Below are 24,824 nucleotides of genomic sequence, written 5' to 3' on the forward strand. Positions count from 1 at the left end.
TGATGGGTCTGGGGAGGCCCTGGGGCGGGGGAGCTATGTCTTGGCGTGCTCTGGGCGGCAGACGCTCGGTGATCGTGACGTTGGCCTGCGGGCTATTGATGGGCTCAACGTCGGCGCCCGCGTTCGCGGCAGCGCCTATACATGCGGCTGATGCGCGGAGGACCGCAGAACAGTCGGCGTCCGCCGACGCCGCAGCCTCGGGTGAGCCTGTCGAGGTGGTCGAGGAGCGCACTGAGTACGCGACCACAATGGCGAACCCGGACGGCACCTTCACACTGACGCAGTCCACCCGGCCCCAGCGGGCCCGCGCCAAGGACGGCTCGTGGCGCGGCATCGACGTCACGCTGGAGCGCCGCGCGGACGGCATGGTCGGCCCGAAGTCCGCGGCGGTCGACCTCTCCTTCTCCGGGGGCGGCAGCGCCGACCCCATGATCAGCCTCGGTGGCAAGCGGGGTTCGATGTCGCTGGGCTGGCCGGCGGCCTTGCCGGAGCCGCAGCTGTCGGGGGCCACCGCCACCTACCCGGAGGTCTTCAAGGGCGTCGACCTGAAGCTGACGGCGACGGCTGAAGGCTACCGCGAGGTGCTGGTGGTCAAGTCGGCTGAGGCGGCTGCCAACCCTGAGCTGGAGCGGATCAAGCTGACCGCCAAGGGCGATGGCCTGGACATTGCGGCGGGTGCGGGCGGAGGTTTGCGCGCGATCGATGCGGACGGCAACGCGGTCTTCACGGGACCGGCCGGGGTGATGTGGGACTCGGCGGGCGACGAGGGCGGCGCCCGGCCGCAGTTGATGCGTGCGATGAGCGCGGCGAGTGTGGCCGAGGAGCCGGAGCCGGAGGACCTCAGTCGGCCGGGTGAGGGTGACGCTACTGCGGAGCTGCCAGTGCAACTGGACGGCAGCGCCGTCGCGGTCACGCCGGATCTGGAGCTGCTCCGGGGCGAGGAGACGGTCTACCCGGTCTTCATCGACCCGCCGATGGGCGCGGCCCTGCAAGAGCGCACTGTGCTCTCGTCGGACGGAGACCGGTTCTGGGACTTCGACGGCGACGAGGGCGTGGGCAACTGCAGCCGTCTGGGTCCGTGGTTCTGCGGCACGGACTACACGAACCGTATGTACTTCGAGTTCGCGTCTACCAATCTGGCGGGCAAGTACGTGGTGGACGCGGACTTCCGTGCGTACGAGACCTGGTCGTTCTCCTGCAGTGCGCATCAGGTGGATCTGTGGCGCACGAACAACATCTCCGAGGGCAGCAGCTGGCCGGGGCCTGCGCATCTGGACAAGATGGGCGACGTCAATGTGTCCGCAGGACGGGGCACTAACTGCAGCCCCGAACAGCCGGACAGCTGGGTCGAGTTCAACGACAACCCGGCAGAGAGCGACGAGAATCTGACGTCCACGGTGCGGGCCTTCGCCGACGGAAAGTTCGCGCGGTTGACGTTGATGCTGCGCGCGCAGGACGAGGGCAATCCGGACGCCTGGAAGCGGTTCGACGACAATGCCGAGTTGCAGATCAACTACGTGCCCAAGCCGGGCTTGCCGACCCCGTACGGAATGATCCCCGGGAACGGCAAAACACCTCTCTGCAGGCCGTTGAACGACCCACTGACCGTCACCATCGCCACCCCGAAGGTGCAGGCCGGCACACAGACACTGGTGCCGCCGGCGTCCAATGGGTTCAAGGGGTCCCTGCGGGCCTATTTCTACGCCGAGCGGCAGGACCCGGTGACGAAGAACTGGATCCATACATGGGACGGCCTATCGCCCAGCTACCGTCCTGACGGTTACCTGGAAACGATCCAGATGACGAACCGGGCAGATCAGATCCTGTATCGGGTTCGGATGCAGACGCGGTCCTACTGGACTCATGAGGGAACAACGTCGTTCATGTCGTCGGGTGCGACACCGTGGTGCCACTTCAGAACCGACACCACCGCTCCCAAGTCCCCGCAGATCACGAGCGACGGCAAGTACTCGGAGTGCACCGCCAACGCGTGCGAGGGCATGGGCGGTCCGAGCGAGGCCGGAGGGTTCACCTTCCGTCCGAACACCGCAGACATTGATCCAGTCACGCAGAAGTCAGACATCACGGGTTACCGCTGGCGGCTGCTGACGGAGACCGGGCCTCACGAGGTCGAGGGCGAGGCACCACCGCCACAGCCAGTGGAGCCTACTTTGGCCGGCATTCAGGTGCTGACCGTAGAGGCCAAGGATGTGCGGGAGCGCTGGGGCGAGCCTCAAGAGTTTGAATTCAAGGTAAAGCCCGGTGAAGGCGCTGTGGGGCGCTGGCAGCTCGCTGACCGCCCGGACGAAGTAACCGTGACGACTACGAAAGACACGGCGACCGAGGGCGCTGTGCGGCATGACGCGACGCTGAACGGCGGGGCGACATGGTCTGAGCGGGCCAGACGGGGCAGTGGCGACTACTCGTTGGACTTGAGCAGCGCGGATCCGGCCAAGCAGCAGGCTTATGCCGCCACGACCGGGCCCGCGGTGAATACGAAGGATTCGTTCACGGTCTCTGCGTGGGTGTACCTGACCGACACCAGCGCGAATCACGTGGTGCTTTCCGCCCCCGGCGACCAGGACAGCGCGTTCACGCTGTACTACTCGTCCGGCTACAAGAAGTGGGCCTTCAACCGCGGTGCCGAGGACAAGAGCACAACACCGGATGTCATCTCCTGGGGGAACACGATCAATCCCCCTACCCGTGTCTGGACGCACCTGACCGGCGTCTTCAACACTCAGAAGACGACGGACGCGGCGGACGACACCATTCAGCTGTTCGTCAACGGTCGCCAGCAGGGCGATCCGGTCAACCTCAGCCAGGGCGCGGCGGCGTACGAGCCGTGGACGTCCTCCGACGGGCTGCAGATCGGCCGGACCAAGAGCACCGGTACCTACCAGCAGTACTTCCGCGGGTACCTGGACGAGGTTGCTGTGTGGCAGGGAGCGCTCAACCCGGACCTGGTACGGGAGGAGTCCCGGCTGCAGGAGGACACAGGACCAGCTACCGAACTCATGGCGTACTGGGATGCATCCCGGTCTTCGGGCACTGAGGTCACGGAGCGCAGTGGCTACGCGAAGCCGGGCTTGAAGCTTTCGGCCGAAGGCGCCCAACTGAGTGCCGCCGACGACGGGACCACACTGGTGCTCGACGGAAGCAAGGGGTACGCCTCCGCCACTGGACCCGTCCTGGACGAGACCGCATCGTTCACGGCTACTGCCAGCGTGAGGCTGGACAACGCCAAACTGGCCGCCAGCCCAGTGGGCTCCCGCGCCTACGTCTTGGGACAGGCAGCCCCAGCCGGTGGCGAGTCTTCTTGGGCACTGTGGGTCGAGAAGGTCGCTGAGGAGGGTTACCTGTGGCGCTTCGGGCGCACTGCCACTGACGCCAGCGGCAAGGTGACTGAGACGGCGTCGGTACCCTCCGATGAATCTGCGGAGCTGGGCACATGGGTCCAAGTCACCGGCGTGTTCGATGCTGCCGGGCCAGACGGCACCGGGCAAGGCAGCACTCGCCTCTACGTCAACACTGCCAAGCAGGCTGAAGAAGGCAACGCGTCCTTCACGACGACGATGCAAGGGAGCGGTGCGCTCTCCGCAGGTCGCGGACCTGCGATGGGTGTTACTGGGCATGCCCTGCCCGGAGCCCTGCGCGAGATGCGCCTCTGGACCGGGGCGATGACCGCGGACCAGGTCAACTCCAGGGTTCTGGGCAATCCCGGCGACGAGTAGCCGCACTCCGGCCTGGGTAGCCCCGCGGGTTGCCCCGTGCCCAGCCCAATCCCTGCACTCAACACCACCCCGTCCCTGGCCGCATGGCGGCACCATTGGAAATCGGAAGTCCCATGAACCGGTTCACACGGACCGCCGCTACAGGTGGCCAGAACAGCCCGCGCAGCAGAGCATGGCTGCTCCGCCAAGTCGCAGCCGTCGTTGGCTTTGCTTTGATACCGGGGTTGCTCACTCCCGTTGCATTCGCCGCTGACGCTGATCCGCTGGGCAGGCCGGACCTCAAAGCACCTCGCGCGGACAAGGTGTCCCGGTTTACCCCGCAGGAGAACAAGAAGGCCGCCGCGGCCATGGAGAAGGCGGCGGCTGCAGGCCGTGCGGACTCCGCGCGTGCCAAGAGGGAACAGGCCGACCGCAATGTGACCTGGCCCAAGGCCGGAACCGCGACAATCAACGCCCCCGCGACCGGTACGGCCAAGGCCGAACCCGGCGGGCTGCCTCTCACCCTCATGCCTGCCAAGTCCGCCCGGGGAGTAAAGCCGCCCAGGGCGGCCAACTCTGTCAAGGCCACTGTTCTGGATCAGGCGCAGGCGGCAAAGCTCGGCGTCAAGGGCGTAGTCCTGTCCGTCACCGGGCCCGCAACCGGCGGCAACGCCCAACTGGGCATCGACTACAAGGCGTTTGCTTCCGCGTACGGCGGTGACTGGGCCGGGCGTCTGCAGGTCCTGCGGCTGCCCGACTGTGCGCTCAAGGACGCGGCGAGTGCGAAATGCCGCACCCGCACCCCTCTCGAATTCACCAACCGTCGCCGGCAGAGCCGCATCGACGCCCAGTTGACCTTCGCGTCTGCTCCCACGCCTCAAGCCACGAGCGTTGCCTCCGGCCAGACGATGGTGCTGGCGCTGGCAGCCGGCACCAAGTCTGGCAGCGGCGACTACAAGGCCACTCCACTGGCGGCCTCCTCCACATGGGAGGCCGGCGGCTCGTCGGGCACCTTTACGTGGTCGTATCCGCTGCGTACGCCCCCAGCCGCGGCTGGCCCGAAGCCCGACGTGAAGATCTCGTACGACTCCGGAAGCGTAGACGGCCGAACCGCATCCACGAACAACCAGGGCACAGTGATCGGCGAGGGCTTCGAGATCACCTCCTCGTACATCGAGCGCAAGTACGGCTCGTGTGACGACGACGGCCAGACCGACAAGTTCGACCTGTGCTGGAAGTACGAGAACGCCTCCCTGGTTCTGAACGGCAAGGCCACCGAGCTGGTCAAGGACGACACCAGTGGCCAGTGGCGGCTGAAGAACGATGACGCTTCCACTGTCATCCACCGCTCCGATGCCAACGGTGCCGACAACGGTGATGACAACAAGGAGTACTGGACTGTCATCACCGGTGAGGGCACCAAGTACCACTTCGGCCTCAACAAGCTGCCTGGCTCGACCACGCAGGCCACCCAGTCGGTATGGACGGTGCCGGTCTTCGGCGACGACGCGGGTGAGCCCGGCTACAGCCAGAGCGGCTCCTTTGCAGGCCGGGCGGAGAAGCAGGCGTGGCGGTGGAACCTCGACTACGTCGAAGACACCCACGGCAATGCCTCTTCCTACTGGTACGCGGCCGAGTCCAATCACTACGACATGCTCGGCGACGACACCACGGGTACGCAGTATGTGCGCGGCGGCATCCTCCAGGAGATCCGCTACGGGCAGCGCAAGGACACCCTGTTCGCCTCCCCTGCCGGCTCGAACCGTGTGCTCTTCGACTACGCGGAACGCTGCGTGGCCTCCGGCACGGGTTGTGACTCGCTGACCGAGGACACCCGGGACAACTGGCCGGATGTGCCGTTCGACGCGGAGTGCAAGGCCGACCTGAAGTGCACCGGCAACGTCGGCCCCAGCTTCTACACCCGCAAGCGCATGACCGGCATCACTACCCAGGCCTGGGACGCGGCTGCCGCAACCCCCGCCTACGTTCCTGTGGACTCCTGGGCACTGAAGCAGACCTATCTCGACCCGGGCGACACCGGCGACTCCACCGACCAGTCCCTCTGGCTGTCCGAGATCCGCCACACGGGCCGGCGCGGAACCGCCATCATTCTCCCGCCTGTGACGTTCGGCCATGAGTACCGTCCCAACCGCGTCGATGGCGCCAGCGACAACATCCTGCCCCTCAACAAGCCGCGCTTGTACACGATCACGTCCGAGGCCGGAGCCCAGACGATCGTCAATTACATGCAGGCCGACTGCCTGGCCGGCCAGGCCAAGCCGAGGGTCGACACCAACACACGCCGCTGCTACCCGGTCTACTGGTCTCCCAACGGTGGTAAGGAACCGACGTTGGACTGGTTCCACAAGTACCCGGTTAGTTCAGTTTCCTCCAGCGACCAGGTGGGTGCCGCGCTCCCGGTGCAGCACACCTACACCTATGCGGGTGGCGGTGCCTGGCACTACAACGACGACCCGATGACCAAGGAGAAGGAACGCACTTGGTCCGTCTGGCGCGGTTTCGAGAAGGTCACCCACGTCACGGGTGCCGCTGACAAGACTCAGTCCAGGACCGTCAGCGTCTTTATGCGCGGTATGAACGGCGACCGTGTTCTCGGCCCGGATGGCAAGACCCCCGACGCGGACCAGCGCAAGGGTGTCACGGTCACGGGCATTAAGGCGTCGGAGCTCACCGACAGCGAGCAGTACGCCGGTTTCACCCGGGAATCGGTGACCTATAACGGAGCCCAGGAGGTCTCCGGCACCGTCAACGACCCGTGGTCCAAGCGGACAGCCACCCAGCACAAGTCCTACGCCGACACGGAGGCACACTTCGTCCGCACTGGTGCCACCCACGCCCGTACCAATGTCACCAGCACGGGGACCCCGAAGGACCGGGTCCGGACCACGGAGACGCTGTACGACGCGTACGGCATGGCCTATCAGGTCGTGGACCAGGGCGACGATGAGCTCACCAATGACCAGAGGTGCACCCGCACCTGGTACGCCCGTAACGACGCCGTCGGGATCAACTCGCTGGTCTCCCGTACCCGCACCACGTCCGGACTGTGCGTCCCCGATGCCCTGCTGGACCTGCCCGTCGATTACACGAGCCCCGGCGATGTCATCTCCGACACCGCCACCGCGTATGACTCCACCACTTGGTCGGCCTCGCAGGAACCGACAGTGGGCGAGGCACGATGGACCGGCCGTGCCAAGGGCTACGGCATCGATGACCAGCCCGCCTGGCAGAAGACCGCCACCATCTCCTACGACACGCTCGGCCGCCCACTGACGGTCAAGGACACCAACGACACCACGGTCACCACCAGCACCTACACCCCGTCGGCCGTCGGCCCGCTGACCTCCACCACGGCTGCCAACGCCAAGGGGCATACGACTACCACGCTTGTCGACTTCGCCACCGGCGCTGCCAAGAAGGTCACCGACTCCAACGGTAAGATCACCGAGTCCGAGTACGACGCCATGGGACGCGTCACCAAGGTGTGGCTGCCGAACCGGTCCAAGTCGCTGGGCAAGACGCCCAATTACGTCTACGCCTACAGCCTCACCACCTCGGCGCTGCCGTGGGTGTCCAGCGGGACGCTGAAGGGCGACGGCTCGGGCTACAACACCGCGTATGAGATCTACGACTCCCTGTTGCGACCCCGCCAGGTCCAGGCCCCCTCACCCGCTGGGGGCATGACGGTTGCCGAGACCTTCTATGACGAACGAGGGCTCGCCGTCACCGCCCAGTCCGACATCTGGGCCAACAACACCGCGCCATCCGGCACGCTGGTGGAGACCGACGGCGCCCAGGCGCCGACACAGGCCGACACCACCTATGACGGTGCCGGACGCGTGATCAAGACGATCACAAAGACCCGCAACGTACCCCGCTGGACCACGGAGACCACGTACTCCGGTGACACAGTCGCCACCAGTGCCCCCGCGGGCGGACAAGCCACCGCAGTAGTCACCAACGCCCTGGGCGAGGCCACGGAGCGACGCGAATACGCAGGTCCTCAGCCCACTGGCACAGGCTTTACCGCTACCAGCTTCACTTACACCGCAGCCGGTCAGCAGCTGACCATCACCGGCCCGGACCAGGCCAAGTGGTCTTACTCGTATGACCTGTTCGGCCGTCAGACCAGCGCCACCGACCCCGACAAGGGCACCGGCACCACCACGTACAACGAGCTGGACCAAGTAGTCAGCACCACAGACGCGCGCGCCAAGACCCTGCTCTCCGAGTACGACATGCTCGGTCGCAAGACGGGCGTGTGGGACGGCACCAGGACCGACGCCACCAAGCTGGCCGCCTGGACCTTTGACACTCTCGCCAAGGGGCAGCAGGACACCGCCGTCCGCTACGAGAACGGCGTCAATCAGGCCAACAGCAAGGCTTATACGCAGAAGGTCACCAGCTACAACTCCCTTTACCAGGCCACTGGCAATCAGCTGACGCTGCCTGACAGCGACCCCCTCGTCGTATCCGGTGTCCCCAAGGCCCTCGCGTTCTCTGTGGGTTACAACCTCGACGGCACCGTCATGCAGGTCGGCTCGCCAGCTGTCGCTGGGTTGCCGTCCGAAGTGGTCGCCTACACCAACAACGATCTCGGGCAGCAGCTGACGGCAAACGGGGCCACCGGCTATCTCCAAGGCGCCCTGTACTCCCCGCCCGGTGACCTTCGCCAGCTCACCTTGGCCACCAATAATGTGAGCACGACGAAGAAGGCCTACCTCAACTACGACTACGAGGACGGCAGCAGGCGTCTGACCCGCTCCTACGTCACTGACGACGTTCATGGCTACATGCCCCAGGAACTGAAGTTCGCCCAGGACGAGGCTGGGAACGTCAACTCCATCTTCGACGCCACGACACAGGGCGGTACGTCCAAGGCCGACTACCAGTGCTTCGCCTACGACGGCCACCGCCGCCTGACGGAAGCCTGGACTCCCAAGACCGCCGACTGCGACACCAGCGGCCGCACGACGGCGAATCTGGACGGAGCGGCTCCGTATTGGACGAGTTATACATATACGGCGGGCGGCCAGCGTAAGACGGAGACTCAGCACGCCACTTCGGGAAACGCCACGACGACGCACGAGTACGGGACCGCGTTGGGTCAGCCGCACGCGGTGAGCAACACAACGGGCGCCAAGGCATCCACATACGCCTACGACAAGGCGGGCAACACCACCAGCCGCCCCGGAACCCAGGCCCAGCAGACGTTGACCTGGAACACCGAGGGCAAGCTCGTCGGCACGACCGAACCCGCCGCCGGCGCCAAGCCCGCCACCGGCACCAGCTATCTCTACGACGCCCACGGCGAACTCCTCATCCGCCGTACCACCACCGGCGACGGCGATACGGTTCTGTACCTTGGCGGCAACGAAGTCCGGCTCACCACCAAGGGCACGACGAAGACGCTGTCCGGCACCCGCTACTACTCGGCGGCCGGCCAGACCATCGCAGTCCGCACCGCCACAGTGGGGACTACCGGCACCAAGCTCAACTTCCTCGCCGGTGACCACCACGGCACTTCCAGCCTGGCGATCGACGCGACCACTCTGGCGGTTACCAAGCGCTACACGACGCCGTTCGGCGCCCCTCGCGGCACGAACCCCACGGCATGGCCGGACGACAAGGCATTCCTGGGCAAGCCGGCCGACACGACCACCGGGCTCACCCACATCGGCGCACGCGAATACGACCCGGGAATCGGCCAGTTCATAAGCGTTGACCCCTTGTTGTCGGTCGACCAGCACCAGTCGTTGAACGGCTACAACTACGCCAACAACACCCCCGTCACCTCGGCCGACCCCACGGGTCTTCGCAGCGACGGCGACACTCCCTGCGGCGGAGTCGGCAGGTGCCCAGGGGCAGGACAGCCCGGAAGCGACAACTGCTACGCAGGCAACATGTCCGCGTCCTGTGACGGCATCGGCGGCAACAACATGGGCACCGGCGGCACGGGGGGCACCGCCAGCGGTGGCGGGGGCAGCGGTGGCGGCGGTGGCGGTGGCGGCGGGAACACCGGGGGTGGCTGGTGGTCGGACTTCACCAGCACCTTCGTGGACGAGGCGAAGAATCTGGGCAACGGCTTCGTCGACCAGATAGGCAACACCCTCAGCAATACCTGGAACTGCGTCACGCTTGATGGCACGTGCAGTGAGATGGCCCAAGGTTTCTATGCCGCGACCCCGAATGGGATGGCCACGGCGGCCGCAAATGGGCTGGCTGCTAGAGGCAACGAGATCTACACCGACTTCGACAATGGGCGGTCCGCGCAGGGCTCTGCCAAGATCGCATTCGACGTCGCCCTTGCCGCGGCGACGCGAGGGGTCGCTGGAAAAATTGGTGGCAGCAAGATCCCCCCTGGCTGTAAATGCTTCCTGGCGGGCACCGGTGTCCTCATGGCCAACGGCCAAGTCAAGGACATCGAGGACATCGAACTCGGCGACAAGGTGTTGGCCACTGATCCCGAGACAGGAGAAGCCGGTCCCAGAGAGGTGACCCGCCTCATCGTCACGGAGGCCGACAAGCACTTCAACAAGCTGTCCATCGCAACCAAAGATGGTCTTGAAACGCTCACGGCGACTCATGAGCATCCCTTCTGGTCACCATCCGAGCACGCCTGGGTCGAAGCGCGCGACCTCGAACCAGGCATGACTCTGCTGACTGACCACGGCAACACCGTCATCGTCACGGCGAACCATGCCTTCGCGAAGCACGCCCGCACCTACAACCTCACCGTCGATGACCTGCACACGTACTATGTGCTGGCGGGCGCCACTCCGGTTCTCGTTCACAATTCAGGCTGTGGGACCGCTGGCCCGTATACATTGAGTCGCACTGAAGGTCTGTCGGGAAATGCTTCGATCAAGAACGTAGACAAGCTGGCAAAGGACATGAAGGAGAACGGGTGGCAAGGAGACCCGATCGAGGTGTTCGAGCATGGCGGATCGAGGTATGTAATCAACGGCCATCACCGGGTAGCTGCTGCCAAACGTGCTGGGATAGAAGTTCCCTACACAAATATTTCCTTGGAGCGGCTCCAAGGATATGGATACAAGAGTGCAGATGACGTTGTAGCCGCATGGGCGAATGTCAGGCCGGATAGCCTCACAAATAAGTACAAGCGGAGATGACCGTGGTGAATGGATCAGCGCGTGAATACGTGCTCGAATTCGTCTCAGCGCTGGCATCGGTGAAGCAGTCGATGGTCGCCAGCTACCCAGAGTTGAGGACACTTTCTGACGTGATTCCGCTGGTCAGGCGTGGCGACATGGATCGACGTGGCGCCTCGCGCGAGGGTGTCTCCTACGCGATTCATGGGTTCGGTTGCAGGATGGTCGATCGGGAGGGCAGGGAAGTAGATGTCGACTTCCTGCCGGATGGGTCGGAAGTCTTCGACGATTGGCGAGTAATTCGCTTCGCCGAGAGCCTGGATGACGGAATCGCTATTTCTCGGGAGAATGTCCTGTCATCCTGTCGTGAACTAGTGCGTGATGGAATACTCGAAGAGGTTAGGGCGGGCTGGTTTGGTCCTGCTGGGCTGAAGGAGTAAGCAGCGCTGGGGTGAGATGTCGCCTGATCAAGTGGCAGGTCCCACGTCTGGGATCTATTAGCACTTGATGGTTGCATGTGGAATTCCATGTGCTGAGCACAAGGATTTTGTGCCTTCCGCCTCAACTCTCCGAAATACGCAAGGCGATGCCCCGCCGGGTTTGGTTCCGGCGGGGCATCTGGCCGTCCTGACGGCAACGCTGACGGCAACGTCAGTGGACGACTGCCGCGGCGGGTGGATCGTCAGGGGCGTCGTCGGCCTGGCCGAGGACATCGTTGAGCGTGTCTATGGCTTGGCGTTGGAGTCGGAGTCGGACGTGGGCGTAAACGCCTGCGGTGACGCCGATGTGGGCGTGACCGAGGAGTTCCTTGATCACGACGAGGTCGATGCCTTGCTCCAGGAGCAGGGTGGCGGTGGAGTGGCGAAGATCGTGGAAGCGGATCATCCGGAGCCCAGCGCGGTGGAGGAGGCGGCGAAAGCGGCGGGTGAGGTTGGCGGCGTCGAGGGGGCCGCCGGCGGGAGTGGTGAAGACGAGGCCGTTGTCCGTCCAGCCCGTTCCGCCAGCTTGGTGTTCTTCATGCTGTCGTTCCCGGTGGAGCTTGAGGGAGTTGATGCATTCGGTGGGGAGGGCGATGCGGCGTTCGGAGGCTCGGGTCTTGGTGTGCAGGAGGGTCAGGCCGCCGGTGCGGGTGCGTTGGAGGGAGCGGTGGATGGTGGCGGTACCGCTGTCGAGTTCGAGGTCTTCCCAGTGGAGGCCGAGGAGCTCGCCCTTGCGGAGTCCGGTGCGCAGGGCGAGTTCGTACAGGGCGTGGAGCCGGTCGCTGTTGGCTGCCTGGAGGAACTGCCGGGCCTCGGCGGCGGTGAGGGGCTGGAAGCGTCTCGGCCGGGGCGTGGCGGTCTTGACGTTCCGGGCGACGTTGCGCGGAAGTTCGTCCTCGCGAACGGCGTGTTCGAGGGCGGACTTGAGGACCGCGTGGACGTACGTCACGGTCAGTGGCGACAGCCGCTTTTCGCAGCACTGGCCGATGGCGCAGCAGCGCCGTCGGTTCGAGTCCCGTTCCTGGGTGCAGCACTGGCGGGTGGTGCGGAGTCCGGCGTAGCGGGTGTGGGTGTTCTCTCGGAGGTGGTGAACGGCGACGCCGTCCAGCCAGTACGTGAGATAGGCGTTCACGGTGCTGTCGGCCGTCGCGACGGGGAGACCGCGATTGCTGGCGGCGATCTTCTCGGTGAGCTTGGTCAGCGCGTCTTTACGGGTAGTGCCGTAGACGCGGACGCGCTTGCGGGTGCTGCCGGGGGCCAGCATGTATCCGGCGGCTTCCCACCGTCCGTCCTTGCGCTGGTAGACGGTCCCGTCTCCGTTCGCACGGGTGCGGGAGCGGCGGGACGAAGCGGGGCGGGGTGTGGTCATCAGGCGGCTTCCTGTTCGAGGCGGCTGCGGATGAAGTCGGTCAGCGCGTGGGTGGGGATGCGGCGGGCGCGGCCGAGGGTGATCGAGGCGAGCTGGCCGGTGCGGAGGAGGTCGTAGACGGCGGAGCGGCCGAGCTGGAGGTGGGCCATGACCTGGGGGACCGTCAGCAGCTCCAGCGTCGGGCCCGTCCCCGTGTGAAGGACGGCGGGCGGGTGCGAGGTCATCAGCAGCCGCCTTCGCCCGCGAACTGCCGTTCCAGGTCTCTGCGGTGCCGGACGGTGGCGGCGAGGAGTTCCGTGCCGGGGCTGTAGCCGAGCCCTGGTAGTCCCAGTGGCCGACGACGAGGGTGGTCGTCGGGTCGAGGTCGGGCAAGCCGGCATGGGCACCGGCCTCCTCAGTGCGCCAGGCGCGGCGGGCCTCGCGGAGCGCGCCGAGGGTGGTGGAGTAGCGGCGGGACTTGGTGGAGAAGTGGGCCCCGGAAGCCGAGCATGTGCGCCCACTTCCAGAGCTTGAGGGCGGCGAACTCCGGCGCTTGCCCAGTTCCCAAAAGGTGCGGATCATCTGCCGCACGTGGCGTGCGTCGGCGAGGCGGGCCAGCGGGTGGGCCTGCCCGGTGCCGGTGCATGCGGCGCACTGCATCGGGATTCCGTGCGCGCTGAGTGTCGCTCCGCGTCCCTGGCAGGGACGGCAGAACAGCGCGCGGTCGAGGGTGCCGGAGGCGTCGGCGGATTTGGTGGCGTACTTGGCCACGTAGGCGGCGACGGCCTGGTCGGTGAGTTCGGCGTCGGTGCCGAAGGTGGCGATCTCGCGTACGTCGAGCTGTTCGCCCCAGGCGAGTTCGCGCTCCCCAATCGCGTTCGACACGACGGAGATGCGGGCGCGGGGTGCGGCGGCGCGGATGGCGTCGGTGAGCACAGCGGCGGTGGCGTACGGGGGTGGGGCATGGCTGGTGCCGTCCGGGCCATCGAGTCGGATGACGGCGTGGAAGTGGACCAGACCGCGCTGCTGGTACTCGGCGACCTTGGCGAAGGACACGCGCAGGAAGCCGCCGAGGAGCGCTTCGCGAAGGCCGGCGCCGAGTTCGAAGCCGCTACCGTCCACCGCGACGCCATGCGAGCGGTCATGGAGCAACGCAAGCGCCTGAGCGGCAACTACACGCCCGAGGAGAATGCCGCCAAGGCCCAACGCCTGCACGACCGGCTGTCCGAAGGCAAGCGCCGACGCTGAACGCCGCCGAGCGCAACGGCCGCGCACGAGGCAACTCGCGCCTGTCGACGCTCAGTTGATGGTTGACGGGTTGGCTTCGGGTGATGCTTGACGTTTGTCCTAGACGATCTTCCGGCGGTTGTGTTCGCCGGACTTGCGGACGACCACCTCCTTTCTGGTCACGCGCGGGACAGTGGTGATCAGCTCTGGGCCGTGGAAGACGCGGATCACGTCCTCGTTCAGGTGGGCGGTGACGGCCTGGTGGGCATAGCCGCGGCCGAGTTGGATGCGCTGTCCGGCGACCAGGAAGCCGCCGACGCTGCTGACCGTTCGCTCTGCGATCTGCTCGGCGGGCGGGGGTGGCAGTGGTGGTGGCCCGGCCGGGCGGCCTCCTTGCGGACGTCCGCAAGCGGAGGCCGGCAGGGGGCTGGGCAGGGTGGCCTGCAGGACACGCTGCTCGTCGAGGACCTGGAGGACCCGGCCGTCCAGCCGCAGGATGACCCGTTGCCCGGCGAATGGCCAGCCGATCAGGACCTTGTCTCCGCCCAGGCCGACGTAGCCGACCGCGTTGACGGTGCGGTCCACCTCCACCGCGCCGCCGGACCGGTCGGCTGGCGCGCGGTCGTCCGCCCGTGGCCCGGCCGGGCGGGCATTCCCACTGGCCAGCAGGGCTTTCAGATCCCGGCTCGACAGCTTTGAGGGCAGCGTCAAAATGCAGCCGGTTGACGTCGATGCGCAGGGTCACCGTGGTGCCGGACAGGGCCGGGCCGAACCAGATCTGCTGCCCGCGCAGGCTCAGGTTCCCCGACGCGGGAACCACCGTTCCACCTCGATCGCACCGACCTCTCCCTCGATCATCAGCCAGGCCACGGCCACCGGCTCCGGCGCAGGCTCTGGGGCAGCCGGAGCGGGGACCGGATCGAGGCGGGCGGGCAGGACCACCGGCAGCGCATCCTGCTCGGACCGCTGTCTGGGGACGAATCTGCTGGCCGGGACGGCCATGTCCAGGGCCTGATGCGGCCGTGTCCGGTTGTAGTCCTCCAGCCAGCCGTCCACCGCCGCCTGCGCGGCCACCACGTCGACGAACGGCTGTGACCGTCGAGAAGTTCACGCCGCAAGGTCTGGTGGAACCGTTCGATCTTCCCAGTGGTGGTCGGGGACTGCGGTCTGGTGAGCCGGTGGGTGATGCCGTTCTCCCGGCAGATCCGGTCGAACATCGTCTCTCCGGGCTTGCCGGAGCCGAACCGGGCGGTGAACTGCTTGCCGTTGTCGGTCAGCATCTCGTCGGGCACTGCGAACCGCACCAGTGCCTCACCGAAGGCCAGACACACCGCACGGGCCGTCGCCCGCTGCACCACCTTCGCGATCACCACGAACCGCGAGTGGTCATCGATCCCGGTGACCACCTTGCACTCGCCGCCGTCAGCCAGCAGCACTCCACCAACGATGTCCATCTGCCACAGTTCCATCGCCGCCGACCGCTCCCACCTGCGGTAATCCGACCGGCGACGCCTGCGAACCCCGGCTCGACCAGGCCGTTGCGAACCAAGACCCGGTAGACCGTCGCCCTGGAGGGCACCGGCGTGATGCCCCCGCGTTCCAGCTCGTGCACCAACCTGCGCGGACCCCAGTCCGGATGCCGACGCCGCAGTTCACACACCACCGCCTCCACCTCCGCCGCGATCCGGTGCGGACACGAGGCCGGCCGATGCGACCGGTCCGCCAGCCCCGGCAGACCCGACTGCTCGTACTTGCGCACCCAGGCATGCACCGACTGCCTCGACACCCCATACCGGGCGGCGACTTGAGTGACCGGAACCCCCGCGGCCACCTCCATGACCGCGTGATACCGGATGGTCGCGGTCTCGCCCTATATGGACCTGGGCGGCAGGTCGCCCGGCGCGTCAGCGGCATGCCTTGGGTGAAGGGGCGGCGAGAGCCACTCCATCGACTTCCGGCGGATCCACCATGAGGACGGAGGCCGGACGCTGGCTGGTAAACGCATCACACCGGCGGTTCGGCTGACAGCTGCTGGCCCGGAGCCGACCCGGGGACGGTTGTGTCGGTCCGCTGCTCTACTCTTCAGCTTCCGCAAAGGATCCAGAGATCATCTCCCAGGGGGAAAGAGCATGGCAACACCGCCGCAGAATATTGATCCGTATCCAGCTCCACCGACTCAGCCCGCACCAGTACCGCTTCAAGGGCTCACAGGGGCCGACTCGCAAGGCTGCCAGTTCTGCGGAGGGATGCCGGCGCTCAAGGCCACGGTCCGGGGGCATCAGGGCCTTCTGGTCATCATGCGATTCCTCAAGCAGCAGGGGCACTTCTGTCGCACCTGCGGCATCGCTCTTCACCGTGAGATGACCACCAACACGCTGTGGCAGGGCTGGTGGGGCATCGCTTCCTTCGTCATCGCTCCGATCACTCTGATCCTCAACCTTGTCGCTCGCGCCCGCTTCGGTCGAATGGCGCCTCCCGCCAACGGCCTGCGACCTCCGCTCGACCCCGGCAAGCCGGTCATACGACGTGCCGGAGCGCTCGGCGTCTTCGCGCCGTTCCTCATCGTCGGTGTCCTCGCGATCGCCGCGGCGCTGGACGACAGCGCGAACACCGCAAGTGTCGGCGAGTGCGTGCGCAACAGCGGTACGGAAAGCGCTCCCGAAGTCGCTGTCGTCGACTGCCGTTCGGGCGAGGCGGAGTTCAAGGTCGCGGAGCGGCACGAGGGCAGTGACGCCGGCTGCGACCGCAATCGCTTTACCGAGTACGCCGAGTACGGAGGCCGAGACAGCTTCACTCTGTGCCTCACTCCGCTTCCCTAGAGTTATGCGATCCAGGAGCGGGGTGACGGTGGAGTGGCGTAGATCGCGGAGCCGGATGCGGTGGACGCCCGTTTGGTTGAGCAGGACATGGCTTGGCCGTTCGTCCTACTTGGACCAACTCCCATGAGGCCAGAGCCTCTTTGGGCGACATGGGGTTGATCTTCGTCGCCCCCTGAGACCTCGCGGCGTACTCTGCCTGTGACGTGGGTTGCACAGAGAGAGGCAAGGCCATGCCGTCTGATGTCCCCCCTGCCCCCTTCGCCGAGCCCATCGCCTTCGGCCAGCGCATGCAGGTCCTGCGCACCCGCCGTGGCATGAGTCGCACCGTGCTTGCCGGGCTGGTCGGAAAGTCTCCGAGCTGGGTGAAGCAGGTGGAGGGCGGGCAGTTGCAGATGCCCAAGCTCCCGATGGTGTTGCGGATCGCCGAAGCGCTGCGCGTACGGGATCTCTCCGAGCTCATGGGGGATCAGACCGTACCCGTCGCTTTGTTCGCCGGTCCGGGCCATGCGCGGCTTCCTCAGGTGCGTGCGGCTATCGATGCGTATCCGTTCACAGCCGACTATGAGGCTCCGCCTGTCGCTCACTTGGAGGCTCGCCTCGTGCGCGCCTGGCAGGCTCGGCACTCGGCTCCGAACCACCGAGAGGTCATCGGCTCTCTGCTGCCCGAGCTGATCCGCGACGCGCAGCTTGCCGTGCGACAGTCCGAGACGGCGGCTGAGCGGCGCGTCGCACAGGCGTTGCTCTCGCAGGCGTACAGCCTGTGTCAGTTCTTCATCGCCTACCAGCCCGACGTCGCACTGCTCTGGCGCGTGGTCGAGCGAGGGATGGTCGCGGCTCTGGAATCGGAAGACTCTCACACGCTTGGTGTGGCTGCGTGGCTTGCCGCGCAGGCGCACCGTGACAGCGGCCCGGGGCATTTCGACGCGGCTGATGCGGTGACGTTGGAGACCCTCCGCTATCTCGAACCACTGCTGCCGGAGTCGGGCGATGATGTGCTGGCAATCGCGGGGGCCCTTCAGTTCGAGGCTGGGTATACGGCAGCGCGCCGTGGCGACACGGGCTCGGCGTGGGGGTACTGGGACACGGCGCGGGCCATGGCCGAGCGCCTGCCGGCCGACTACTACCACCCCGTTACGTCGTTCTCACGGGCCATCATGGGCGCGCACGCGGTCACCGTCGCTGTTGAGTTGCACGCGGGTGGGGAGAGCGTCAGGCAGGCCGCCGTCGCCGATGCGGCGACGATTCCTTCACGCCCTCGGCGCGCTCGGCACCGCATTGAAGAGGCTCGCGGATACCAGTTGGACAGACAGCCGGAAGCGGCTTTGGCGGCTCTGGACAAGGCGTACGGAGCTGCCCCGGAGACCATGCGATACAACGGCTACGCGCGCCGAATCCTCTTGGAGGAAACGGAGTCGAAGAGTCCGTCCCAGCGGCGGCGAGCCAGTGAACTCGCGGTGAAAGTTGGCATGTTGGCCGCCTGACGGAGGGGCAGGAACTCTGCCCCTTCCTCCTGCACAGGGGACCTACGGTCGGTGGTCGTACGACTACCGAAGACCCCCGCGGCCGCTGTCACGGCCCGGGGGCGTGGTCCACCTGAAGAGAGAGCAGGTCGACGTGCCGCACTGTATCGCCCGTATCTTCGAGCAGTTGCTGATTCTGCTGTTACCCGCCCGTGGCCGACACCGGGGCTCCTGCTCGATGCCCACCGACGTACCCGCGGCCGCTCCACCCCTTCTGCGGGGTGAGGACTGCGCGCTCGTACGCCCGTATCTCGTTGCTCATGAGCAGCGATTGCGCAAGCAGCGCCGCCGGGTGTTGTTGTTCGCGTCGTACGGGATTGATCTCGACACCCGGGACATCCACTCGCTGGGGGCGATCTGATGGCCGGGGATTCCGCGGTCCGGCTGCTTCCGTGGACCGGCCCCGAGGGCAAGCCCTGTTACGTGCTCACCGACGGCAACGGAGGGTGCGTCTCTCGGATCGCCGACCAGATCGAGTGCGTGCAGCTCGGGATGGGTGCCGAACTGCTCGGCCATGCCGAGGCATTGCTCGACGAGCCCCGGGCCGACAGCAGTGAGCTCCGTTTTCTCTCCTCCCGGCTGGTTGAGGCGTTGCGTGATGCCCTGCGCGTCGCCGAGAGCCGTGGCGCTCGATTGCCGAGGCGTGACGCCGTGCCGCCATCCGAAGCCTGATGGACCCAGGGCGGCTCATCCGAGCCGCCCTGTCGAGGTCGGGAGCGGTGACCCACAGTGCTGGTCACCTAGACTCGAAGCGACACCCGTCCGCGAGGAGTCTCCATGGACACCAAGACCTACGATCGCCTGCGCGCGATTGCCGACGAGCTGCCCATCGAGCCCCCGGTCTGGGCTGTCGAGATCGACGAGGAGGGCATCACGATGATGATGAGCCCGGTCAAGCGGCACGAGCTCATCACCCTGCGGCTGCGTCGGCAGCTGGATGCTCAGTTGCTCGCCACCCACCCTGGGGTCGTCGCTCACAGTGGGCCGGAGATCGAGTCGCCAGCCATACAGCGCATGCGGCGGCCCGACCTGCTTGTGCTCCCCGAGTCCGCCCTGGACGAGGACGACGCCTACGTGGATCCGGCCGATGTGCTGATGGTGGCGGAGATCGTTTCGCGCTCGAATCCCGATAATGACTACGAGGACAAGGCTCGGGACTACCCGGCCATGGGGATCCCCGTCTACGTGATCATCGACCCCCGGAAGGGCACGGCCGCGGTTCTCACTGACCCCGGCCCCGGGGCGGAGGGCATCCGGTACCGGTCCAGGCACGACTACGTCTTCGGCGACACGATGACCGCCGGAGCCTGGGTTATCGACAGCGGACAGTTCCCGACCTACGAGAGTCCGTAGTACCGGAAACAGGACAGGGCCCCTCCGCCACGGGAGAGGCCCTGTCGCTGCCAGAGCTACTTCGACAGGTTCGCCGGCGGCGCGATCGGCGTCGCCGCCATCGACTGCGGCGACGTCGCCGACGCGTACGCCGACGGTGCCGCCATCCCCGCCGTCGGGTCTGCCGCCGACGCCTCCTCGACCGCCGGCGGCAGGCCGCCCACGATGCGGATGCCCGCCGCGTCGAAGGCCTGCTTGATGCGCCAGCGCAGTTCCCGCTCCACGCCCAGCGCCTTGCCCGGCATCGTCTTCGCCGAGACCCGGATCGTCATCGAGTCCAGCAGCACCTCGTTCAGGCCCAGCACCTCCACCGGGCCCCACAGCTGCTCGTTCCACGGCTCGGACTTCGCCAGGTCGTCCGCGACCTCGCCGATCACCGAGCGGACATCGTCCAGGTTCTCCGAGGAGCGGACCATGACGTCGACCGTCGCCGTCGCCCAGCCCTGGCTGAGGTTGCCGATGCGCTTGATCTCGCCGTTGCGTACGTACCAGATCTCGCCGTTGTCGCCGCGCAGCTTCGTCACGCGCAGGCCGACCTCGATCACCTCGCCGGAGGCGACGCCCGCGTCCACGCTGTCGCCGACGCCGTACTGGTCCTCCATGATCATGAAGACGCCCGAGAGGAAGTCCGTCACGAGATTCCGCGCGCCGAAGCCGATCGCCACGCCCGCGACACCCGCCGAGGCGAGCAGCGGGGCCAGGTCGATCTTGAAAGCGCCGAGGATCATCAGGCCCGCGGTGCCGAGAATCACAAAGGAGGAGACCGAGCGGAGTACGGATCCGATGGCCTCGGAGCGCTGCCGGCGTCTCTCGGCGTTGACCAGCAGACCGCCGAGGGGGGTGCCCTCCACGGCCTGGGCGGAGCGGTTCATCCGCTCTATCAGCTTGGTCAGGGCACGGCGGAGAAGCATGCGCAGCACCAGCGCAACCACCAGGATCAGCGCGATGCGCAGACTGGTGTTCAGCCAGGTGGACCAGTTCTCCTCCACCCAGCCCGCTGCGTCGCCGGCCTGCTTGGCGGCCTCGTCGAGCGAGACGGGCTCGGGTGACGGATCGGCGGCCAATAGGACGGACCAGGACACGGGGGGAACCTCCAGGCATTGCGGTAGCAGACCAACCACCCTAACGGGGCATCCGGTGTGTTCCGGTGCGCTGTTCGAGGGAGAGACGAGGCTCACCTGGGGATGAACCTGCCGAAGGCATGCCGAGGCACGTCACGGCACGTCGAAGGCATGTGGTTGAAAACACCTCGAGCCCGTTACCCGCACGTGGTGGCGCTCGGACCTGGCATGAGGAGAGACTGAGAGCAGATCGTCCCGGCGCGAGCCACGCGCCGCCGGCGTACAAGGAGGCATCCACCGTGCCGCACGTCCTGGTCCTCAATGCGTCGTACGAGCCCCTCGGCGTCGTACCGCTCCGCCGCGCGCTCATCCTCGTCCTGGAGAACAAGGCTCTCTGCCTCGAGGAATCCGGCGCCTTCATGCACAGCGCGACCCGTGTCATCGCCGCCCCCAGCGTCGTACGTCTGAAACGGTTCGTGCGGGTCCCCTACCGGGGGCCTGTTCCTCTCACCCGCAAAGCACTCTTCGCCCGCGACGGCGGGCGCTGTATGTACTGCGGTGGCGTCGCAACCAGCGTCGACCATGTCATTCCGCGCAGTCGCGGCGGACAGCACGTCTGGGACAACGTGGTGGCGGCATGCCGCCGCTGCAATCACGTCAAGGCGGACCGGCATCTGCGGGAGCTGGGGTGGCGGCTGCGCCATCAGCCCGCCCCGCCGAGCGGGCTCGCGTGGCGCATCATCGGGACCGGGCATAGGGACCCGCGCTGGCTGCCATACCTGCAGCCGTACGGCGCGGACGACGCGATGGCCCGGATCGACGGCATTTCTGCCTAAGATCCGGGCCTTCGTCGTCCCCCTTGTCCGGACTGTAACGGCTCGCTCACTCTGCGACGGCGTATGCCTCCACCGACCAGAGTGAGTAGCCGTACTGCGTTGCGCGCGCATCGCCCTGGACGCGGATGAAGCGGGTGTCGCGGCTGTCCATGCGGACCGCCTCGCGCCCGCCCCTGCCGTCGGTCACCGTCGCGGCCGTACGCCAGGTGCGGCCGTCCGCCGACGCCTGGACGCGGTACTTCGTCGCGTACGCGTCCTGCCAGTGCAGCACCACCTGGCCGACCCGGGCGGGCCGCTGCAGCTCCAGCTGCCACCAGGCGCCGTCCTCGGCGGGCGAGGACCAGCGGGTCTTCGGGTCGTCGTCGATCGCCGAGGCCGCCGGGAAGTCGGCCGTCTCGTCGCCGGACGAGGAGGCGACGGAGGCCGCGGCGCGCGCGAGGTCGGGACCCGCGGTGCGCGGATAGGCACGCACCGTGAGCGTGCGCTCCTGGCCCCCGAAGGACAGCGGCACCCGGTACTCCCCGGCCGGCGTGCCTGCCGGGACGGTGACCTCGACCGGCACGGTCGTACGCAGTCCACGCGGCACCGTCGTCTCCTTCGGCACCGACACCTTGATGCCCGCCGGAGCCTTCGCGGTGAGCGCGCCGCGCACGTCGGCGGGGCGGCGCGGGGTCAGCCGGATGCCCGCCCGCTGCGGACCGCCGCCGATCTCGGCGTCCGTCTCGCCCTGTACGAGATCCAGGCCGGCCGGCGGCTCGTCGGCGAACCAGGGCACGACGGACCGTACGGCGACGGGCTCGTCCCCGTCCGACGCGACCCGCACCGCGTCCATCCGCAGGCCCTTGGCGTCGGCGTGGGTCCAGCCGCTCGCCGAGAGGGGGCCGAGCGTGCGCCAGCCCTCGCCCGGGACATGCGCCTCAAGGCGGCCGGCGGAGCCCGAGCCACCGCCGGAGCCCGAGCCTCCGCCGGGGGTCCCGCTCGCGCCCCTGCCCGGGGCCCCGCTCGCGGCCCCGGAGACCGCCGCCCCGCGCGTCGGCTCCGACATCACCGTCACGGCCGCCACCGGCCTCGCCCGGTCCAGCCACACCGTGTCGTCGCCCGCCGTGTCCTTGACGCGGTCCGCGCCCGTCCAGGCCGCCGACTCCTTCGCCGCCCGGTCCAGGAACGGGTTCAGCACGCCCTTGCCGACCGTCGCCCGGCTCGCCCCGAGCCTCTTGCGCAGCGGTTCCAGGTCCAGCGAGGCCCGCCAGCCCGTCTCGCCGTCGCCGCGGGCCTGCGCCTGCAGCATGTCGACGGACAGCTCGCCGGCCCGGCCGTACCGCGCCAGCTGCTCGAGCCACGGCCGTACTTCGTCGCCCAGACGGCCGTCGGCGGGCCGCTTCAGCCGCTGCGGTGCCTCGCGCATCACGGTGAACGCGGCGCGCAGCGAGGCCGCGGCCCGGTCCCTGGCCGCCACGTCCGTCGTCGTACGCGACCACCAGAAGTCCTTCAGCAGCGGCTGCAGATAGCCGGACTCGGCGGGGCTGAGGATCGAGGAGGCGTGGTTCCCGGCCAGCGCGCGCAGCGCCTCACGGGTCGACGCGTCGCCGCCCGCGAGGTCGTTTATCGCGGCCTGCCAGGACTCCTGGGGGCGGTAGCTCCTCGGGTTCCAGGCATAGTCGGCGGCCGTGAACAGCGGGATGCGGGAGGCGGACGCCTGCTCCATCGCGTTGGCGAGCAGGGCGGCCGAACCGCTCGCCACGGCAGGCTCGCGGCCCGTGTAGGGGCCGAGGAACATCCGGTCCTGTGCGTAGTCGTTGACCGGGTAGTTGTCCATGGTGATCAGCGGGTGCTTGAACACGTCCCGCGCAACCACCAGTTCGCGCCCGGTGATCGTGCGTGGCACCACGCCCACGCCCGTCCACGCCACCTGGACCCGGCTGTCCAGCTCGCTCGCGAGCGCCTGCCGGTAGTCGGTGGCGCCGTCCTGGTAGAACTCCGTCGGCATCAGCGACAGGGGCTCGGCCCCGGGATACCGGTCCGCCAGGTGCCGGGCCACCGCGCCCGCGACCCGCGCATGTGCCCTGGCCGCGGCCTCCGGGCCCGAGCCGAAGGCGTCCGCGTCCTTGTCGCAGTGCCACTCGCTGTAGCTGACGTCCTGGAACTGCAACTGGAAGGCGCGCACCCCCAGCGCCCACATCGCGTCGATCTTGCGCGTCAGCGCCTTGACGTCGCCGTTCTTGGCCAGGCACATCTCCTGGGCGGGCGCGACGGCCCAGGAGAGCGTGACGTGGTTCTGCCGGGCGCGCTCGGCGAGTTCGCGGAACTCGGCGCGCTGCGCGGCGGGGTACGGGTCGCGCCAGCGGGCCTGCCGGAAGGGGTCGTCGCCGGGCGCGTAGAGGTAGCGGTTCTGCTTGGTACGGCCCATGAAGTCCAGCTGTGACAGCCGCTGTTGATGGCTCCAGGGCTGTCCGTAGAAACCCTCCGTCAGGCCGCGGACGGCCGTGCCCGGCCAGTCGCGTACGAGAACTCCGGCGACAACCTTGGCGACGGTCTTCCGGCCGGTCCGGGCGACGGCGTTCCGGTCGGTGATCAGTTGGCGCAGCGTCTGGACGCCGTGGAACAGCCCGTCCTCGCCGACGCCGTCGAGCGCGACCGTGTCACGGCCCTCGACCTGGCCGACCGCGATCCGGTAGCCGCCGGAGGGCAGGTCGGCGCGTTCGGGCGCGCGCAGGGCGCGCAGCGCGTTCTGCGCGCCGGTGCCGCCGATGCGCAGGACGGGGCCGCGGCCGGGCAGTTCGGTGTGCACGGTCCGTACGCCGGACTGGCGCAGCAGTTCCTTGAGCCGCTCCACGGTGTACGGGTCGGCGGCGCGGTCCGCGACGACGGTCACCTCGTCGCCGAGCGGCACGGCGGAGCCCGCCGCCCGCATCGACTGCGGGCGCGGCCACACGGAAGGCAGCGCGGCCTCGCCCTCGGGGTCCTTGGCGGTGCTGGGTGGGGAGACGGGGTCCTCGGGGGCCGCGACCGCGCCGTGCGCGCCGCCGAGCAGGCTGCCGATGACAGCGACCGCGACGGCTGTCGCGGTGCGCCTCCTGCGCGCGAGCCGCACGCCCGTCTCCCCTCGTTCTCCCCTGCCGTGCCGGTCGGTTTCGAGCCCACCACCACCACACTGAGGGTGTCAATGCGCATGGCCGTTGTGCACCTTTTGCCTGATGCGATGGGTGGTTTGCCGCAATGAGACTCAACTGCTCGGCGAGGAAGGGAATGCGGGGAACGGAATGTGATGCGGAACACGTTGACTGATCGTGTACGTC

At 67.6% G+C, this 24,824-nt stretch carries 16 protein-coding genes and 1 pseudogene; 9 read left to right on the forward strand and 8 right to left on the reverse strand.

The window, feature by feature from the left end:
* Window positions 1–68: 68 nt before the first annotated feature.
* From ACH492_RS20360 to ACH492_RS20370, 3 genes are all read left to right on the forward strand, one after another.
* Window positions 69–3,734, forward strand: coding sequence for a LamG domain-containing protein (locus ACH492_RS20360; protein ID WP_398988463.1), 3,666 nt, complete (start codon window positions 69–71; stop codon window positions 3,732–3,734).
* 113 nt (window positions 3,735–3,847) lie between these two features.
* Window positions 3,848–10,867: a polymorphic toxin-type HINT domain-containing protein gene (locus ACH492_RS20365; protein WP_398988465.1), complete on the forward strand. Its 7,020-nt coding sequence runs from the start codon at window positions 3,848–3,850 to the stop codon at window positions 10,865–10,867.
* The gene (locus ACH492_RS20370; RefSeq protein ID WP_398988467.1) at window positions 10,864–11,286 is read left to right on the forward strand and encodes a DUF6896 domain-containing protein; all 423 of its coding nucleotides are present in this window, start codon (window positions 10,864–10,866) and stop codon (window positions 11,284–11,286) included. The genes ACH492_RS20365 and ACH492_RS20370 overlap by 4 nt, the downstream gene beginning before the upstream one ends.
* A 211-nt stretch (window positions 11,287–11,497) precedes the next feature.
* Here ACH492_RS20370 and ACH492_RS20375 read toward each other — a convergent pair whose 3' ends face one another.
* The 6 genes and pseudogenes from ACH492_RS20375 to ACH492_RS20400 all read right to left on the reverse strand — a co-directional run bounded on the left by ACH492_RS20375 (window position 11,498) and on the right by ACH492_RS20400 (window position 15,737).
* Window positions 11,498–12,694: a tyrosine-type recombinase/integrase gene (locus tag ACH492_RS20375; RefSeq protein ID WP_398989190.1), complete on the reverse strand. Its 1,197-nt coding sequence runs from the start codon at window positions 12,692–12,694 to the stop codon at window positions 11,498–11,500.
* Entirely contained in the window at window positions 12,694–12,918 is a 225-nt protein-coding gene (locus ACH492_RS20380) for a helix-turn-helix domain-containing protein (protein ID WP_398989192.1), read from the reverse strand. Before ACH492_RS20380 ends, ACH492_RS20375 begins: the two co-directional genes overlap by 1 nt.
* A 133-nt stretch (window positions 12,919–13,051) precedes the next feature.
* Window positions 13,052–13,948 (reverse strand): annotated as a pseudogene (locus ACH492_RS20385) (replication initiator); the annotation flags it as partial.
* A 72-nt stretch (window positions 13,949–14,020) separates the two neighbouring features.
* Window positions 14,021–14,611 carry a hypothetical protein gene (locus ACH492_RS20390; protein ID WP_398988469.1) on the reverse strand — a complete coding sequence of 197 codons (591 nt, stop codon included), beginning with the start codon at window positions 14,609–14,611 and terminating at the stop codon, window positions 14,021–14,023.
* Between the two features lie 146 nt (window positions 14,612–14,757).
* Window positions 14,758–15,354, reverse strand: a complete 597-nt coding sequence (locus tag ACH492_RS20395; RefSeq protein ID WP_398988471.1) for a DDE-type integrase/transposase/recombinase — start codon at window positions 15,352–15,354, stop codon at window positions 14,758–14,760.
* Window positions 15,267–15,737, reverse strand: a complete 471-nt coding sequence (locus ACH492_RS20400) for a helix-turn-helix domain-containing protein (RefSeq protein WP_398988473.1) — start codon at window positions 15,735–15,737, stop codon at window positions 15,267–15,269. Before ACH492_RS20400 ends, ACH492_RS20395 begins: the two co-directional genes overlap by 88 nt.
* Before the next feature lie 409 nt (window positions 15,738–16,146).
* On the opposite strand from ACH492_RS20400, the gene ACH492_RS20405 reads away from it, so the two are divergent.
* From ACH492_RS20405 to ACH492_RS20425, 5 genes are all read left to right on the forward strand, one after another.
* Entirely contained in the window at window positions 16,147–16,719 is a 573-nt protein-coding gene (locus ACH492_RS20405; RefSeq protein WP_398988475.1) for a hypothetical protein, read from the forward strand.
* Window positions 16,720–16,949: 230 nt separating this feature from the next.
* Window positions 16,950–18,200, forward strand: coding sequence for a helix-turn-helix domain-containing protein (locus ACH492_RS20410; protein ID WP_398988477.1), 1,251 nt, complete (start codon window positions 16,950–16,952; stop codon window positions 18,198–18,200).
* Window positions 18,201–18,333: 133 nt separating this feature from the next.
* Window positions 18,334–18,600, forward strand: coding sequence for a hypothetical protein (locus ACH492_RS20415; RefSeq protein ID WP_398988479.1), 267 nt, complete (start codon window positions 18,334–18,336; stop codon window positions 18,598–18,600).
* Window positions 18,600–18,911: a hypothetical protein gene (locus ACH492_RS20420; RefSeq protein WP_398988481.1), complete on the forward strand. Its 312-nt coding sequence runs from the start codon at window positions 18,600–18,602 to the stop codon at window positions 18,909–18,911. Before ACH492_RS20415 ends, ACH492_RS20420 begins: the two co-directional genes overlap by 1 nt.
* Window positions 18,912–19,016: 105 nt before the next feature.
* Entirely contained in the window at window positions 19,017–19,592 is a 576-nt protein-coding gene (locus ACH492_RS20425; protein ID WP_398988483.1) for a Uma2 family endonuclease, read from the forward strand.
* Between the two features lie 56 nt (window positions 19,593–19,648).
* On the opposite strand, the gene ACH492_RS20430 is transcribed toward ACH492_RS20425, so the two are convergent.
* Window positions 19,649–20,713, reverse strand: coding sequence for a mechanosensitive ion channel family protein (locus tag ACH492_RS20430; protein WP_398988485.1), 1,065 nt, complete (start codon window positions 20,711–20,713; stop codon window positions 19,649–19,651).
* Between the two features lie 278 nt (window positions 20,714–20,991).
* On the opposite strand from ACH492_RS20430, the gene ACH492_RS20435 reads away from it, so the two are divergent.
* Window positions 20,992–21,528 (forward strand): HNH endonuclease, encoded by a 537-nt coding sequence (locus ACH492_RS20435; RefSeq protein ID WP_356226193.1) that lies wholly within the window; start codon window positions 20,992–20,994, stop codon window positions 21,526–21,528.
* A 46-nt stretch (window positions 21,529–21,574) separates the two neighbouring features.
* On the opposite strand, the gene ACH492_RS20440 is transcribed toward ACH492_RS20435, so the two are convergent.
* The gene (locus ACH492_RS20440; RefSeq protein ID WP_398988487.1) at window positions 21,575–24,619 is read right to left on the reverse strand and encodes a beta-N-acetylglucosaminidase domain-containing protein; all 3,045 of its coding nucleotides are present in this window, start codon (window positions 24,617–24,619) and stop codon (window positions 21,575–21,577) included.
* Window positions 24,620–24,824: the final 205 nt, after the last annotated feature.

It is taken from the genome of Streptomyces sp. NPDC019443 (assembly GCF_044389785.1).
Classification (GTDB): Bacteria; Actinomycetota; Actinomycetes; order Streptomycetales; family Streptomycetaceae; genus Streptomyces.

Excerpts from the sequence above, each read along its gene's own strand:
- ACH492_RS20365 (WP_398988465.1), top strand. The coding sequence starts at position 3,848 with ATGAACCGGTTCACACGGACCGCCGCTACAGGTGGCCAGAACAGCCCG.
- ACH492_RS20370 (WP_398988467.1), top strand. The coding sequence starts at position 10,864 with ATGACCGTGGTGAATGGATCAGCGCGTGAATACGTGCTCGAATTCGTC.
- ACH492_RS20375 (WP_398989190.1), bottom strand. The coding sequence starts at position 12,694 with ATGACCACACCCCGCCCCGCTTCGTCCCGCCGCTCCCGCACCCGTGCG.
- ACH492_RS20380 (WP_398989192.1), bottom strand. The coding sequence starts at position 12,918 with ATGACCTCGCACCCGCCCGCCGTCCTTCACACGGGGACGGGCCCGACG.
- ACH492_RS20395 (WP_398988471.1), bottom strand. The coding sequence starts at position 15,354 with ATGGACATCGTTGGTGGAGTGCTGCTGGCTGACGGCGGCGAGTGCAAG.
- ACH492_RS20400 (WP_398988473.1), bottom strand. The coding sequence starts at position 15,737 with ATGGAGGTGGCCGCGGGGGTTCCGGTCACTCAAGTCGCCGCCCGGTAT.
- ACH492_RS20405 (WP_398988475.1), top strand. The coding sequence starts at position 16,147 with ATGCCGGCGCTCAAGGCCACGGTCCGGGGGCATCAGGGCCTTCTGGTC.
- ACH492_RS20410 (WP_398988477.1), top strand. The coding sequence starts at position 16,950 with ATGCCGTCTGATGTCCCCCCTGCCCCCTTCGCCGAGCCCATCGCCTTC.
- ACH492_RS20420 (WP_398988481.1), top strand. The coding sequence starts at position 18,600 with ATGGCCGGGGATTCCGCGGTCCGGCTGCTTCCGTGGACCGGCCCCGAG.
- ACH492_RS20425 (WP_398988483.1), top strand. The coding sequence starts at position 19,017 with ATGGACACCAAGACCTACGATCGCCTGCGCGCGATTGCCGACGAGCTG.